This is a genomic window from Sphingomonas sp. MA1305 (assembly GCF_016107325.1).
Lineage (GTDB): Bacteria > Pseudomonadota > Alphaproteobacteria > Sphingomonadales > Sphingomonadaceae > Sphingomonas.
Window position 1 is genome coordinate 770,602 of sequence record NZ_RCVT01000002.1, and the last position, 14,257, is coordinate 784,858.

Annotated in this window: 12 protein-coding genes and 1 pseudogene; 5 read left to right on the top strand and 8 right to left on the bottom strand. The window is 68.2% G+C overall.

The genetic code is table 11. The annotated features are described in order from the left end of the window. The first annotated feature begins 61 nt into the window (after window positions 1–61). Window positions 62–1,465, top strand: coding sequence for a M20/M25/M40 family metallo-hydrolase (locus D9601_RS11650; protein WP_198354165.1), 1,404 nt, complete (start codon window positions 62–64; stop codon window positions 1,463–1,465). A 27-nt stretch (window positions 1,466–1,492) separates the two neighbouring features. On the opposite strand, the gene D9601_RS11655 is transcribed toward D9601_RS11650, so the two are convergent. Continuing rightward, entirely contained in the window at window positions 1,493–3,433 is a 1,941-nt protein-coding gene (locus D9601_RS11655; protein WP_198354166.1) for a potassium transporter Kup, read from the bottom strand. A gap of 293 nt (window positions 3,434–3,726) precedes the next feature. Here D9601_RS11655 and pdeM point away from each other — a divergent pair, with 293 nt between their 5' ends. After that, window positions 3,727–4,389: a ligase-associated DNA damage response endonuclease PdeM gene (gene pdeM / locus D9601_RS11660; RefSeq protein WP_198354167.1), complete on the top strand. Its 663-nt coding sequence runs from the start codon at window positions 3,727–3,729 to the stop codon at window positions 4,387–4,389. Between the two features lie 28 nt (window positions 4,390–4,417). Here pdeM and map read toward each other — a convergent pair whose 3' ends face one another. The 5 genes from map to pabB form a co-directional block, all read right to left on the bottom strand. Then, window positions 4,418–5,194, bottom strand: coding sequence for a type I methionyl aminopeptidase (map, locus tag D9601_RS11665; RefSeq protein ID WP_332837983.1), 777 nt, complete (start codon window positions 5,192–5,194; stop codon window positions 4,418–4,420). 10 nt (window positions 5,195–5,204) lie between these two features. After that, complete coding sequence (gene msrA, locus D9601_RS11670; RefSeq protein WP_198354479.1) at window positions 5,205–5,858, bottom strand: peptide-methionine (S)-S-oxide reductase MsrA; 654 nt, start codon at window positions 5,856–5,858, stop codon at window positions 5,205–5,207. A 40-nt stretch (window positions 5,859–5,898) separates the two neighbouring features. Further along, entirely contained in the window at window positions 5,899–6,039 is a 141-nt protein-coding gene (locus D9601_RS11675; protein ID WP_198354168.1) for a hypothetical protein, read from the bottom strand. A gap of 172 nt (window positions 6,040–6,211) precedes the next feature. Beyond that, complete coding sequence (locus D9601_RS11680; protein WP_198354169.1) at window positions 6,212–7,411, bottom strand: pyridoxal phosphate-dependent aminotransferase; 1,200 nt, start codon at window positions 7,409–7,411, stop codon at window positions 6,212–6,214. A gap of 37 nt (window positions 7,412–7,448) precedes the next feature. Continuing rightward, the gene (gene pabB, locus D9601_RS11685; RefSeq protein ID WP_198354170.1) at window positions 7,449–9,233 is read right to left on the bottom strand and encodes an aminodeoxychorismate synthase component I; all 1,785 of its coding nucleotides are present in this window, start codon (window positions 9,231–9,233) and stop codon (window positions 7,449–7,451) included. Between the two features lie 98 nt (window positions 9,234–9,331). On the opposite strand from pabB, the gene D9601_RS11690 reads away from it, so the two are divergent. Then, window positions 9,332–10,003, top strand: a complete 672-nt coding sequence (locus tag D9601_RS11690; RefSeq protein ID WP_232474059.1) for an MBL fold metallo-hydrolase — start codon at window positions 9,332–9,334, stop codon at window positions 10,001–10,003. Between the two features lie 6 nt (window positions 10,004–10,009). Here the strand turns inward: D9601_RS11690 and D9601_RS20040 are convergent, their stop codons facing one another. Beyond that, window positions 10,010–11,293 (bottom strand): glycoside hydrolase family 31 protein, encoded by a 1,284-nt coding sequence (locus D9601_RS20040; protein ID WP_332837984.1) that lies wholly within the window; start codon window positions 11,291–11,293, stop codon window positions 10,010–10,012. Next, window positions 11,190–12,377, bottom strand: a pseudogene (locus tag D9601_RS20045) (TIM-barrel domain-containing protein); the annotation flags it as partial. The gene D9601_RS20040 and the pseudogene D9601_RS20045, both read right to left, overlap by 104 nt. A 625-nt stretch (window positions 12,378–13,002) precedes the next feature. Between D9601_RS20045 and rpmF the strand changes: the two are divergent. Together rpmF and plsX are read left to right on the top strand one after the other, a co-directional pair. Continuing rightward, complete coding sequence (gene rpmF, locus D9601_RS11700; protein ID WP_198354171.1) at window positions 13,003–13,182, top strand: 50S ribosomal protein L32; 180 nt, start codon at window positions 13,003–13,005, stop codon at window positions 13,180–13,182. A gap of 37 nt (window positions 13,183–13,219) precedes the next feature. Then, complete coding sequence (gene plsX / locus D9601_RS11705; RefSeq protein ID WP_198354172.1) at window positions 13,220–14,248, top strand: phosphate acyltransferase PlsX; 1,029 nt, start codon at window positions 13,220–13,222, stop codon at window positions 14,246–14,248. Window positions 14,249–14,257: the final 9 nt, after the last annotated feature.

Genomic DNA, 14,257 nt, shown 5'->3' on the forward strand with positions numbered 1-14,257 from the left:
GGGCCCGTTGCGCTTTGCCCGCAATCGCGCTCTATTCCTCCGGCACCGATCAGGGGGACTTATGACGCGCACGATGACCGGCCTTGCCACCGCGGCGATCGCGCTCTGCAGTGCCGGGGCGGCGTCCGCGCAGCAGCGCCCCGACGAGCGCGCCTTCTTCGATCTCTATAAGCAGCTCGTCGAGACCAACACTGTGGTCGGCGTCGGCAGCTGCACCCAGGCATCGGCGCAGATCGCCGAAAGGCTGAAGGCCGCGGGCTTCGCCGCTGGTGACGTCACGCTCTTCTCCACGCCCGATCATCCGCAGGACGGTGGCCTGGTCGCCGTGCTTAGGGGTTCCGATCCGCAGGCCAAGCCGATGCTGCTGCTCGGTCACCTCGACGTCGTTGCCGCCAAGCGCGAGGATTGGGTCCGCGATCCGTTCAAACTGACGGAGGAGGGGGGCTATTATTACGGCCGCGGCACCGTCGACGACAAGGCGATGAGCGCGATCTGGGCGGACACGATGATCCGCCTGAAACGTGCCGGGCCGCCGCCGCGGCGCACGATCAAGCTCGCGCTGACCTGCGGCGAGGAGACGACCTATGCTTTCAACGGCGCCCAATGGCTCGCCGCCAACAGGCCGGACCTGATCGCCGCGGAGTTCGCGCTGAACGAGGGTGGCGGCGGGCGGCTCACCGCAGACGGCAAGCGCGAGCTGCTCGCCGTGCAGGTCGGCGAGAAGGCGGCACAGAATTACACCTTCCTCGCCACCAACCCCGGCGGCCATAGTTCGCAGCCCGTGCCCGACAATGCGATCTACCAATTGGTCGACGCGGTGAAGGCGGTGCAGGGCTACGAATTTCCGATCCGCTTCACCGACACGACGCGCGCCTATTTCACCGCCACCGCGAAACAGGCAGGCGGCGCGATGGGGCAGGCGATCACGCGGCTGCTCGCCAACCCCAACGACACCGCCGCCGACGCGATCGTCAGCCGCGACAAGGCGTTCCATTCGACGCTGCGCACCACCTGCGTCGCGACGCTGCTCAACGCCGGCCATGCCGAAAATGCGCTGCCGCAGCGCGCCACCGCCAACATCAACTGCCGCATCTTCCCCGGCGAGACGGTCGACGGCACGCTCGCGACGCTGCAGCGGCTGGCCGGCACGACGGTCAAGGTCACTGCCAACCAGCCGGTCCGCCCGACCGCGATCCCGCCGACGCTCGATCCCAAGATCGTCGGTCCGGCGACCCGCGTCGCGGCACGGTACTTTCCCGGCACGCCTGTGGTGCCGCTGATGTCGACCGGCGCCACCGACGGCATCTTCTTCGAGGCGATCGGCATCCCGGTCTACGGCATGCCCGGCCTGTTCGTCGAAAAGGACGGCGGCGGCATCCACGGCCTCAACGAACGGATCGGGGTGAAGTCGCTCTACGAAGGGCGCGACTATCTGTACGATCTGGTGAAGGCCTACGCCGGCTGACGATCTTCCCCGCCGACGGGGAAGATCCTACACCGTGACCTGCTCGCCCAGTTCCAGCACCTTGCCCGGCGGGATGCGGAGGAATTCGGTCGGGTCGCTGGCGTTGCGCTGCAGGAACATAAATACTCGGTCCTGCCACAGCGGCATGCCCTGCTCCGCCTCCGGCTTCAGCGTGTTGCGGCCGATGAAGAAGCTCGTCTTCATCGCGTCCAGTCCCTGCACCTCGGTGCGTGCGCCGACGCCCAGATCGGCGGGCACGTCGGGGCTTTCCATGAAGCCGTAGGTCAGCACCACCGTTTCGAAATTGTCGTCCAGCCGCTCGATCTTGGCGCGCTTGTCGGCATCGATCACCGGTCGGTCGGCGGTACGGATGCTGACCACCAGATTGCGTTCGTGCAGCACCTTGTTGTGCTTGAGATTGTGCAGCAGCGCTCCCGGCGCAGCCTCCGGATTTCCGGTCAGGAAGACGGCAGTGCCCGGCACCCGTTCGGGTGGTCGCTTGGCGAGCGCGGCGGCGAGGTCGGCGAGCGGAATGCTCTGCCGCGCCTCGAACGCGCGCACGATCGTCTTGCCGCGCACCCAGGTGTAGATGAGAAAGCCGATCGCCGCGGCAATCACCAGCGGCACCCACCCGCCTTCGATCACCCGCAGGATGTTGGCGCCGAAGAACACGCTGTCGAGCATCAGGAAGGGCAGGATCGCCGCCGCCGCGACCGGGCGCCGCCAGCCCCAGACGTGGCGCGCGACCAGATAGCCGAGCAGTGTCGTCACTACCATCGTGCCGGTCACCGCGATGCCATAGGCGGCGGCCATCGCCGACGAGGTCTTGAACTGGATGATCAGCACCAGCACGCCGGCCAGCAGCATCCAGTTGATCGCCGGCAGGTAGATCTGGCCGGCGAAGCTCGCCGACGTCTGGCGCAGCCGCATCCGCGGCAACAGCCCGAGCTGCACCGCCTGCTGGGTGAGCGAGAAGGCGCCGGTGATCACCGCCTGGCTGGCGATCACCGTGGCCAGGCCGGCGAGCACGACCAACGGTCCGCGCACGCTTTCCGGCGCCATCAGATAGAACCAGTCCTGATTCTTGAATTCGGTCCCGGCCGCCTGCGCCGCTTCCAGCCTGGCCAGCGCGAATGCGCCCTGACCAAGATAGTTGAGCATCAGCGCCGGGAAGACAAGGAACAGCCAGGCGAGGCGGATCGGCCGCTTGCCGAAATGCCCCATGTCCGCGGTCAGCGCCTCCGCGCCCGTCACGGTCAGGAAGACGGCGCCGAGCACGAACAGCCCGACCGTGCCGTGCGTCGCGAGGAAATGGATGCCATAGCTCGGCCACAATACGCGGAAGATCGACGGTTCGTCGGCGATGTGCCAGATGCCAAGCCCACCGATGACGACGAACCAGACGACGCAGATCGGGCCGAACAGCGTCGCGACCATCGCGGTGCCACGCGACTGGATGAAGAACAGCGCGATCAGGATCACGATGGTCAGCGCGCGGATCGTGCCTTCGTCGAAGAATTTCGCGGCGCTGGGAATGGTGTGCAGTCCTTCCATCGCCGACAGCACCGACAGCGACGGCGTGATGATCGCGTCGCCGTAGAACAGCGAGGCACCGATCGCGCCGAGCACGATCGCCAGGCGCGCGCGCACGCCGACAGCCTTGCGCGCCAGTGCGGCGAGCGCCAGCACGCCGCCCTCGCCGTGATTATCGGCGCGCATCAGGAACAGCACGTATTTGACGGTGACGATCAGCGTCAGCGTCCACAGCGCCAGGCTCAGTACGCCCAGGATCTCGGATGGATCGATGCCGTCAGCCGCCGACTGGCCGAGCGCCTCGCGGAAGGCGTAGAGCGGGCTGGTACCGATATCGCCGAACACGACGCCGATTGCGCCGAGCACCAGGCCGGGCAGGGCGGGATGTGCGCCATGGGTGGACGCGGATGCGGACGAACTCTCGGTGGTCGACATGACGCGCAACGGCCCCTGTGAAGCGCCCCTGACGAAGGACGGCGCGCTTTACGCTTAATCCATGACAGCGCAAGCGCTATTCGGGCCCTCGGTTCCATCGCGGGACGTCGTCGGTCGGCGAACGGCAGTTCCGGGCCCGCCGCGGTGGCGATGTCGCGTCAGGGCAACACCCTCAACGGATGCCGCGTTCATGGCGGGCCCTCCGGGGCACTGGCCGCCACCCGCCACCGGCTGGTCGCGCGGCCCCGGTACAAATGCTTGATCGCCGTGCCTTTCCTCGGCATGGCGCGGCAATGGTTCCCTTTTCGTTCGGCGGTCACGATCTGGCGGCACTGGCCGACGGCGCGCTCTGGTGGCCGGCGCGGCGGGCGCTGCTGGTCGCCGATCTGCATCTCGAGAAGGCGAGCTGGTTCGCCGGCCGCGGCCAGATGCTGCCGCCCTACGATTCGATCGCCACGCTCACCGAACTGACGCGTCTGGTCGAGGCGACCGGGGCGGCGGAATTATGGTGTTTGGGCGACAGCTTCCACGATGTCGGCGGATGCGAGCGGCTGCCGGAGGCGGCACAGGCGGCGCTGCGCGCGCTGACCGGCCGGCTCGCCTGGACCTGGATCACCGGCAACCACGATCCGGTCATCACCGATCGCTGTGGCGGCGAGGCGGTCGCGGAGGCCCTAGTCGACGGGCTGATGCTGCGCCACGAGGCCGATCCGGACGAGCCGCAGCCCGAGCTGTCGGGGCATTTCCATCCCAAGCTGCGGCTGCGCGTGCGCGGCAAGCAGATCGCCCGCCGCTGTTTCGTCGCGACGCCGGCGAAGATCGTGCTGCCGGCTTTCGGTTCACTGACCGGGGGGCTCGACGTCGACCATCCGGCGCTGACCCGCGCGGTCGGGCGCGGCGCCGAGGCGCTGGTGCCGGTCGAGGCGCGCCTGCTCCGCTTTCCGATCGCGGCCTGAATTGGCGCCCTGCGACCGCCTGCGCGGGCTAGCGCGCGACTTCGCCGGGTCGCAGCGTCAGCACTTCGACCCCGGTCGCGGTCACCGCGACGGTGTGCTCGAACTGCGCCGACAGCTTGCCGTCGGCGGTTTCCACCGTCCAGCCGTCGCCGCGGGTCACCACCTTGCGGCTGCCCTGATTGAGCATCGGCTCGATCGTGAAGGTCATCCCCTCGCGCAGCACCGGCCCGGTGCCGGGTCGGCCGAAGTGCAGCACCTCTGGCCCCTCGTGCATCTCGCGGCCGATGCCGTGGCCGCAGAAGTCGCGGACGACGCTGTAGCCGTTGGTCTTCGCATGCCGCTCGATCGCCGCGCCGATGTCACCCAGCCGGGCGCCGGGACGGACCTGGCGGATGCCCTTCCACATCGCCTGTTCGGTGATCGCGACCAGCCGCCGTGCGGCGGGCGGCACCGCCCCGACCAGATAGGTCTTGCTGGAATCGGCGATGAAGCCGTCCTTCTCCAGCGTGATGTCGAGGTTGATGATGTCGCCGTCGCGGATCGTCGTGTCGGCATCGGGCACGCCATGGCAGACGACCTGGTTGATCGAACAGTTGAGCACATAGGCGAAGCCATATTGGCCCTTGCTCGCCGGACGCGCGGCCAGATCGTCGGTGATGAAGCGTTCGACCAGGTCGTTGACCGCCAGCGTCGTCATCCCGGCGAGCGGCTGCGCGTCGAGCATCGTGAACACCGACGCCAGCAAGCGACCGGCATTGCGCATCAACGCCAGTTCGTCGGCGGTTTTGATCGTGACGATGCTCACCGGATCGCGATCACCGGGCGAGCGAGGGGAAGCCGGCGCGGAAGGCCGCGACCTTGGGCTTGTCCCAGGCGACGATATAGGGGTGGTTGGGATTGCGATCGAAGAAATTCTGGTGGTACGCCTCCGCCGGATAGAAGGCGCCGTTTTCGATCTTCGTCACGATCGGTTGACCGAAGCTCTTTGCCGCGGTCAGCTGCGCGATATAGTCGCGCGCGACCTGAGCCTGGCGGGCATCCTGCGGAAAGATCGCGGAACGGTAGCTCGGGCCGCTGTCCGGCCCCTGGCGGTTCAGCTCGGTCGGATCGTGCGCGATCGAGAAATAGACGCGCAGCAGCGTCGCATAACTGACCTGGCGCGGGTCGAAGACGATCCGCACCGCCTCGGCATGGCGCGTCGTTTCCGTCGACACCTGCGGATAGGTGGCGGTATCGCGGCTGCCGCCGGCATAGCCCGCAGTGACGCTCTTGACGCCCTTCACATGTTCGAACACCGCCTCCATGCCCCAGAAGCAGCCGCCGGCGAGCACCGCGGTCTGCGTCGCTCCGGTCGCGGGCACATCGGCGCGTGCCGCGGGGATCGGCACCGCACGCTCGGCATGGGCGAGACCGGTGAAGGAGAGCGCCAGGACACCCAGCGCGGCAGCGGGAAGGAGGGCTTTCAGCATCATGCCAAGATGGGCGGTCGGTACCGCCCGGCAAGGGGCGTTACCGCACCGACTGCGTGACGGCGGCGGGGGCGACATGATGCTGCGCATGGGCGGGCTGCAGCGTCACCACGCCGACCGCACCGATCGCGAATCCACCCACGAACCGCAGGAAGAAGTGGGACGTCACCAGCTTGCGCATTGTCTTCGGCCTCATGTTGCACCGGCCGCGCGCCCATGGCGGCGTGGCCGGTTTTCGCGATGCGACATCGTCGCACCACGCGTTGATCTCAATCGTGTTTATGGAAACGCTGCGATGAACGCCGCGTGGGCGCGGCGTTCATCGGACAGCGATGTAGGTTAAGCGTTGCCCGTCAGCGAAGCGCCGCGCACGCCGCCTGGATGCGGCTGCACGCCTCGCGCAGCAGGTCGTCCGACGTCGCATAGCTGATCCGCATCGCCGGCGACAGGCCGAACGCCGCACCCTGCACCGCCGCCACCTTGGCGTCGTCGAGCAGATAGCCGACGAAATCCTCGTCATTCTCGATGCGGCGGCCGTTCGGGGTCGTCGTGCCGATCAGCGGCGCGAACGACGGATAGACGTAGAAGGCGCCTTCCGGCGTCGGACAGGTCATGCCGGGGATCGCGTTCAGCATGCCGACGACCAGGTCGCGGCGCGCCTGAAACGCCTTTGCCCGTTCCTGCAGGAAATCCTGCGGCCCGGTCAGCGCCGCCACCGCGGCGGCCTGCGCGATCGAACAGGGGTTGCTGGTCGATTGCGACTGCAACTTGGCTATCGCCTTGATCAGCCACGGCGCACCGGCGGCGAAACCGATCCGCCAGCCGGTCATCGCATAGGCCTTGGAACAGCCGTTGACGGTCAGCGTCCGCTCGTAGAGTTCCGGGCAGACCTCGGCGATCGTCGCGAAACGGAAGCCGTCATAGACGATATGCTCGTACATATCGTCGGCGAAGATCCAGACGTGCGGGTGCCGCGCCAGCACCGCGCCCAGCGCCTTGAGCTCGTCGACCGTATAGGCCGCGCCGGTCGGGTTCGACGGCGAGTTCAGGATCACCCATTTGGTGCGTTCGGTGATCGCCGCGTCGAGCATCTCGGGCGACAGCTTGTAATCCTGTTCCGGCCCGGCCGCGACGAATACCGGCGTACCGCCGGCGAACTGCACGACGTCCGGGTAGCTGACCCAATAGGGAGCGGGCACCACCACCTCGTCGCCGGGATTCACCGTCGCGACGATCGCGTTGAACAAAGTGTGCTTGCCGCCGACGTTCACCGTCACCTGATCGGTGCCGTAGGTCAGCTGATTGTCGCGCGCGAACTTGGCGACGATCGCTTCCTTCAGCTCGATCGTGCCGTCGACGTTGGTGTATTTGGTCTTGCCGTCGCGGATCGCCTGGATCGCTGCGTCCTTGACGAAATCGGGCGTGTCGAAGTCCGGCTCGCCTGCACCCAGGCCGATCACGTCGACGCCCGCACGCTTCAGCTCGAGCACGCGGCTGGTGATCGCGAGCGTGGGCGAGGGGCTGATGCGGCCGAGCGCGGCGGAGGGCTTCATGGCTGGGGCTTTCGTGCTGGAAAGAGCGCGGCGCCGCCTATAGCCGCGGCGGACGGTTTTCCGCAACTGCGAGACGCGCCGGCAGCAGGCCGCGCACCGCATTGCCGACCAGGAAGCCGTCCGCCAGATCCGCTGGGGTCAATCGCGCCTCCACCGCCTGCCCGTTCTTCAGCAAGGTATCGCGCAAGACGCCCGGCAACAGCCCCTGCGCCAGCGGTGGCGTCGCCAGCAGGCCGCCGCCACGCAGCACGAACAGCGAGGTGAAGCTTCCCTCGGTCAGCGCGCCGTCGGGGGTCACGAACACCACTTCGTCGGTCCCCGCCGCCCGCCGCGCCGCATCGTAGAAGCCGCGGTCGCTGGTCTTGTGACGCAGGCGATAGTCGTGCGTCGCCACCGGCAATGGCATGACCGCAACCGACAGGGGCGCGTCGCCGGCAACCGGCATCGCCCCGACCTCGATCGCCACCGCGCCGCCGGGGCTGAGCAGCAACCGTATCCGGCGCGCGTCCCGCAACCGGAAGGTTGCCGCCTGCAGCTCGTTGCGCGTGTCATGCCGGTCGAACCGATAGCCGAGCGCGGCCGCACTGGCGGTCAGCCGCGCCAGATGCGCTTCGAGTAGCCGTATGCCGTCGTCGGGATCGAAGGCCATGGTCTCGATCAGATCGGGGGGGCGCCGCCCGGCGGTGACGAACGCGCCCTTGGCCAGGCACTCCGCCCATTCGCCATCGGCCTGGCTGTCCGCGACGATTCCCGATCCCAGGCCCAGTGTGGCGGTGGCGGCGCCGGACGGTATGTCGAGCGTGCGGATCGCGACGTTGAAGGCCGCATCGGCAGCGCCGGCGTCGATCCGGCCGATGCTGCCGGTGTAGATGCCGCGTGGTCCGCCCTCCACCGCGGCGATCACCTCCATCGCGCGCAGCTTCGGCGCGCCGGTGATCGAGCCGCAGGGAAACAGCGCGGCGACGACGTCTACCGCATCGCGCCCCGCCGCCAGGTCGGCGGTGACGGTGGAGGTCATCTGATGCACGGTCGGATAGGTCTCGACCGCGAATAGCGTCGGTACCGCGACGCTGCCCGGCCTGGCGACTTGGGTCAGATCGTTGCGCATCAGGTCGACGATCATCAGATTTTCTGCACGCTGTTTGGCGTCGCGCGCCAGCGTTGCGGCCGCCGCATCGTCGTCCGCCGCGGTGTCGCCGCGTGCCGCCGTGCCCTTCATCGGACGGCACGTCAGCCGACCGTCCTCGAGCGCGAAGAACAATTCCGGGGACAGCGACACGATCGTCCGCTCGCCCGTCGCCACCACGGCGCCATGGCCGGCCCGCGATCCCGCACGCAGCCGCGCATAGAGCGCCAGCGGGTCGCCCACGACCGGCACCGTCGCGCGAAAGGTCAAATTCGCCTGATAGATATCACCCGCCGCGATCCAGTCGAGCACCTGCGCCAAGGCGGCATCATAATCGCCTCGGTCGATCATCGGCACCGGCCTGCCGGCATGCGCGCCCGCCGGATCGGGCAACCAGGCCTGCAGCGCCGTCGCATCGAGCAGCTGCCAGTCGCGGAACAGCCCGAACCACAGCAGCGGCGCGCGGTCGTCGACAACGAACCCCGTCGGCACGCGCGGCATCAGCGCGGCACCCGCCTCATAGGCGAGATAGCCTGCCGCATGCAGGCCGTCGCTGGTCGCCGTGCGCAGCGCGTCCAGCGCCGGGCGCACCTCGTCCGCGCGGTGCGCGACGACCACCGCGACCGGATCGCGGTACAGCCGCGCCGGCGCTCCGCCCGGGCGGGCATCGTCGAGAAGGACGAACGGAGACGTCATCGCGACCAGATGCACCTGCCCGACGCGGCGGCGCAACCCGCGAGTCGCGCCAAATTGCCGAATTGCCACAGGCCGATGCCCCGCCTACCTCAGCCGGCATGACCCAGACCGAGCTTCCGCCGCTGCGCGCCGCCATCGTCCCCGTCACGCCGCTCCAGCAGAATTGCACGCTGATCTGGTGCACCGCGACGATGCGGGCGGCGGTGATCGATCCGGGCGGCGACCTGCCGCGCATCAAGGCGGCGATCGCGCAGACCGGCGTGACGGTGGACAAGATCCTGCTGACCCACGGCCACATCGACCATGCCGGCGAAGCCAAGGCGCTGGCCGACGATCTGGGCGTGCCGATCGAAGGCCCGCACGAGGCGGACCGGTTCTGGCTGGCGCGGCTCGACGAGGACGGCCGCACCTACGGCATCCGCGGCCAGGTGTTCGAACCTGATCGCTGGCTGGTCGAGGGCGACACGGTTACGGTCGGCGACCTGACGCTCGACGTCTACGAAACGCCCGGTCACACCCTGGGTCATGTCATCTTCCATCATGCGCCGTCGAAGTTCGCGCAGGTCGGTGACGTGCTGTTCCAGGGCTCGGTCGGGCGCAGCGATCTGGCCGGCGGCAACCACAAGCAGCTGATCGAGACGATCGTCACCAAGCTGTGGCCGCTCGGCGACGACACCAGCTTCATCCCTGGTCACGGCAATCCCAGCACCTTCGCCCACGAACGCGCGCACAACATGTTCGTCAGCGACCGCGCGCTGGCGGCGGAATAACGGCGCTCAACCGGCAGGTGCGAGCCGTACCACCTGCCTGCGGCCGTCGTAGCGGATGTCGATGCCGCGGCCCTGCGACAGGCCAGCGCCATTGCCGGGGGCGACGGTGACGATGCGGAATTGCCGGTTCGCCGCCATGCCGGGATAGCGACCGTCGCGCGGACCCAGTGTCAGCGTTCCGGCCGCGTCGTCCAGCGTCAGCGCAATCGTCGCGCGCGCACCATGACGCCAGCCCTGACCATCGCCGGCATCGTCGTACAGCGTGAAGCGACCGTCGGCGCCACGATAGACCCGCAGTTCGACCGGCTGGTCCGGCGACTGGTCGGCATATTGCACCTCGGCACCCAGCGGCAGGATCGTCCCGGCCGCGACGTGCAGCGGCATGTGGTCGATCGGCGCCGCGACGGTGATCGTCCGATCCCCGTCGAACCGATCGCCCGTCCAGAAATCGTACCAGACGCGCCCTGCCGGCAGCCGCACCGGCCGTGTCGTCACGCCCTTTTCCACCACGGGACTGACCAGCAGATTGCGCCCGAACATATATTCGTCGCCGATCCGCCGCACCGCGGGATCGTCCGGGAATGCCATGCCGAGTGGATAGAGGAACGAGCCACCCTCCGTGACGCGCCAGGACATGGCGTAGAGGAACGGCAGCAGCCGGTAGCGCAGCGCCACCGCGCCGAGCAGCGGCGCCCGCGCGCCCTCAGGGAAGCTGTACACTTCCTTGCCGGCGCCGGTGCCGTGGATACGGAACATCGGCGTGAAGACCGCGAACTGCAGCCAGCGGGTGAACAGTTCCTGATAGGCCGGCTCCGTCGGCTTGCCACCGAAAAAGCCGCCGACGTCCGCCGACCAATAGGGAATGCCGCTCATCGAGAAGTTGACGCCCGCCGGCACCTGCCGCCGGAAGGCATCCCAGCTGCCGCTGACGTCGCCCGACCAGGTGATCGCCGCGTTGCGCTGCTGCCCGGCCCAGGCCGACCGGGTCAGGATGATCGGCCGCTTGTCGGAAAAGTCCGCGGCCATGCCGTCGTGCACCGCCGTGGTATGGAGCAGGGGGGTAGGCGTTGTAGACCGCCGCGCCGGGCCCCGCTCCGGTGGTGACCTCGCGCATCTCACCCCAATGGCCGCCCAGTTCCGCCTCGCTGCCGTCCAGCCAATAGCCGTCGAAACCGACCGCCCCCAGCCGCTGCGAGATCGCCCGCCAATAGGTGCCGCGCGCCCTGGCAGAAAAGGCATCGTACCAACGGCCCTCGCCCGCCGGATAGACGTTGGGATAGGTGCGGGCATAGAGGCCAGCGACCGAGTCCAGGGCCTTGGTCGTGTCCAGGCCCGGATCGAAGCGCGGCCAGACCGAGACGATGCTGTGGACGTGCTGCTGGTGCAGCGTCGCCAGCATCGCCTTGGGGTCGGGGTAGCGCACCGGATCGAACCGGTGGCTGCCCCATTCGCCGGGACGCCAATATTGCCAGTCCTGCACGACCGCATCGAGCGGAATGCGGAGCGCGCGATAACGATCGGCGACGGCGAGCAGTTCGGCCTGCGAAGCGTAGCGTTCCTTCGATTGCCAGAGGCCCCAGGTCCACCGTGCCATCAGCGGCGCCGCGCCGGTGAGCTGGCGATAAGCGCCGATGATCGAGTCGACGTCAGGCCCGGCGAACAGGAAATAGTCCACGCCCGTTCCGGCCTGCGAACGGAAGACGATCCGGCTGGTCGCCTGCGGCACATCGACCGCGACATCGGTGACCGCCGGGTTGTTCCAGAAGATGCCGTAACCCGCGGACGAGACCAGCATCGGGACGCCGACATCGGTGTTGGCCTGCTGCAGGCGAACGGTCGTGCCGCGATAGTCCATTACGCCGGCCTGATGCTGGCCCAGGCCGTAGATCGCCTGGTCACCGACCAGTTCGAACCGTTGTTGCACCGATCCGTCGGGATCGGGTGTCTGCCCCAGGCGCCGCGTTCCGGCATCCGCCTCGGCGACGATCGGCTTGCCGTCCCCACCGAGCATCGCGACGGTGCCGGTCGCCTTGTCGACCGCGATCCGCATCGCCGGCGTGGTCAGCAGATAGCGGCCGGGGTCCTCCGCCATGGTCCAGCCGGCGGCTTGCGGCGCGCCGACGACGGCGAAGCCGGGCGCGGGATGCGGTGCGGTGGTGCCGGGCAGCACGGTCACGCGCAGCGCGCGCTCGCCCCAGATGTCGATGCGCATCATGCCCTCTGGCACACGCAGGGTGACCCCCGCGTCGTCCTTCGTAACGAGCGATACGCCGAGGGCGGTGACCGGCTGGCCGGCGATCTGCGCGCGGCTTGGCGCCACCGTTCCCAGCATCAACGCGGCCGTGGCGAGCAGAAGGGGCGAGGCGCGCATCATCGTTCTCCCGAACAGCTCTTGTCGGCCGTCGGCCTGTCATGTCAGACAAGATCCACACAAACAAGCCGCGGGGGCTACGTCTCGCTTGGTGGTGGAGCCATCCTGGGGCTCGCCGATACCGGGGCCGGCGCCGCTGGTGCGACGGCGCTGTCCTACACGATCGCGATCGTCTACGGCCGACGGACTACCTCTTTCTCATCGTCGCATCACCCGCCGCTTGGATCAGGCGAACGCCCGCCACCGCTGCGGAGGAAGGCGAGATAGCCCGTTCAGGCGTCAATTCTGTCAAGACTCGCGGGGGAATCGCGTCGCCGGCATCCCCCTCGATCGAAAAAGCGCGCGCGCCGCCGGATAAGGATCGTGTGGCGCGAAGGGGCTCCGCGCCCGGGTCGCCGGCGCAAGCACCATCGCTCGGCCCGCGCGCATGGCGGTCGTCCTATCGCGGTGGCGCGACGATGCCGCCCGCCACAAAGCTTGCAACAATCGTCGAAATCGCTATAGGCCCGCGCTTCGCGATGCGCCCGGCTGTACGGCGGCGCCCAGCGGCTCGCCGATCCGGCGAACCGTGCGGGCGGCGCCGGCTGTGCGTTTCGGTTACTCTTTTGATCAAGAACAAGGTGCCGCAATGGCCGTCCCCAAGCGAAAGACCTCTCCCTCGAAGCGCGGCATGCGCCGTGGCCACGATTCGCTGTCGATCGAATCGTTCCAGGAATGCCCGAACTGTGGCGAGCTGAAGCGTCCGCACAATCTGTGCACCGCCTGCGGTCACTATAACGGTCGCGAGATCGTCTCGGTCGAGGGCTAAGCCCTCTCCGATCCCACTGGATAAGCGCGCGAACATCATGCCCGACCATTCCTGGATCGCCGTCGATGCGATGGGCGGCGATGAAGGGCTGGCGGTCATGCTGGCCGGCGTCGCCCATGCGCGTCGCCGTCACGAGGGCATGCGCTTCCTGCTCGTCGGCGACGAGGCGGCGATTGCCGAGGGGCTGAAGAGCCACCCGAATCTCAGCCAGGCGAGCGAGATCGTTCACGCCGCCGACCAGATCGGCTCGAGCGAGAAGCCGAGTCAGGCGATCCGCCGCGCCAAGACGACGTCGATGGGCGTCGCGATCGACCTGGTGAAAAAGGGCCGGGCCGGCGCCGCCGTGTCCGCGGGCAACACCGGCGCGCTGATGGCGATGGCCAAGCTCGCGCTACGCACGCTGCCGGGCATCGATCGTCCCGCGCTTGCCGCGCCGCTGCCGACGCTCGGCGACAATGACGTCATCATGCTCGATCTCGGTGCCAATACCGAATGCGATGCGCGCAACCTCGTCCAGTTCGCGGTGATGGGCGCGGCCTATGCCCGCACCATCCTCGATCTCGACAGCCCGCGCGTCGCGCTGCTCAACATCGGCAGCGAGGATCAGAAGGGCACCGACGAGATCCGTGACGCCGCCGCGATCCTGCGTAGGGCCAAGCATCTGCCGCTGAGCTTCACCGGCTTCGTCGAGGGCGACCGGCTGGCGCGCGGTGATCATGACGTCATCGTCTGCGACGGCTTTGCCGGCAACATCGCGCTCAAGACCGCGGAGGGGACGGCGCGGTTCGTCGCCGATCTGCTCAAGCGCGCGTTCCGCAGCTCGACCCGATCGAAGATCGGCTTCCTGATCTCGCGCCCGGCGACGCAATTGCTGCGCGATCACCTCGATCCCAACAACCACAACGGCGCCGTTTTCCTCGGTCTCAACGGCATCGTCGTGAAGAGTCACGGCGGCGCCAACGAGGTCGGGGTCGCCACCGCGATCGGCAATGCCGCCAAGATGGTCCGCGCCGATCTCACCCGCCGCATCGCCGACGATCTCGGCAATTTCGAGAAGGCGGCGTAAGGACGCTCT

Excerpts from the sequence above, each read along its gene's own strand:
- msrA (WP_198354479.1), bottom strand. The coding sequence starts at position 5,858 with ATGCTGAAAGCCCTCCTTCCCGCTGCCGCGCTGGGTGTCCTGGCGCTC.
- D9601_RS11650 (WP_198354165.1), top strand. The coding sequence starts at position 62 with ATGACGCGCACGATGACCGGCCTTGCCACCGCGGCGATCGCGCTCTGC.
- plsX (WP_198354172.1), top strand. The coding sequence starts at position 13,220 with ATGCCCGACCATTCCTGGATCGCCGTCGATGCGATGGGCGGCGATGAA.
- D9601_RS11675 (WP_198354168.1), bottom strand. The coding sequence starts at position 6,039 with ATGCGCAAGCTGGTGACGTCCCACTTCTTCCTGCGGTTCGTGGGTGGA.
- pdeM (WP_198354167.1), top strand. The coding sequence starts at position 3,727 with ATGGTTCCCTTTTCGTTCGGCGGTCACGATCTGGCGGCACTGGCCGAC.
- D9601_RS11690 (WP_232474059.1), top strand. The coding sequence starts at position 9,332 with ATGACCCAGACCGAGCTTCCGCCGCTGCGCGCCGCCATCGTCCCCGTC.
- D9601_RS11655 (WP_198354166.1), bottom strand. The coding sequence starts at position 3,433 with ATGTCGACCACCGAGAGTTCGTCCGCATCCGCGTCCACCCATGGCGCA.
- rpmF (WP_198354171.1), top strand. The coding sequence starts at position 13,003 with ATGGCCGTCCCCAAGCGAAAGACCTCTCCCTCGAAGCGCGGCATGCGC.
- D9601_RS11680 (WP_198354169.1), bottom strand. The coding sequence starts at position 7,411 with ATGAAGCCCTCCGCCGCGCTCGGCCGCATCAGCCCCTCGCCCACGCTC.
- pabB (WP_198354170.1), bottom strand. The coding sequence starts at position 9,233 with ATGACGTCTCCGTTCGTCCTTCTCGACGATGCCCGCCCGGGCGGAGCG.
- D9601_RS20040 (WP_332837984.1), bottom strand. The coding sequence starts at position 11,293 with ATGCCCGCACCTATCCCAACGTCTATCCGGCGGGCGAGGGCCGTTGGT.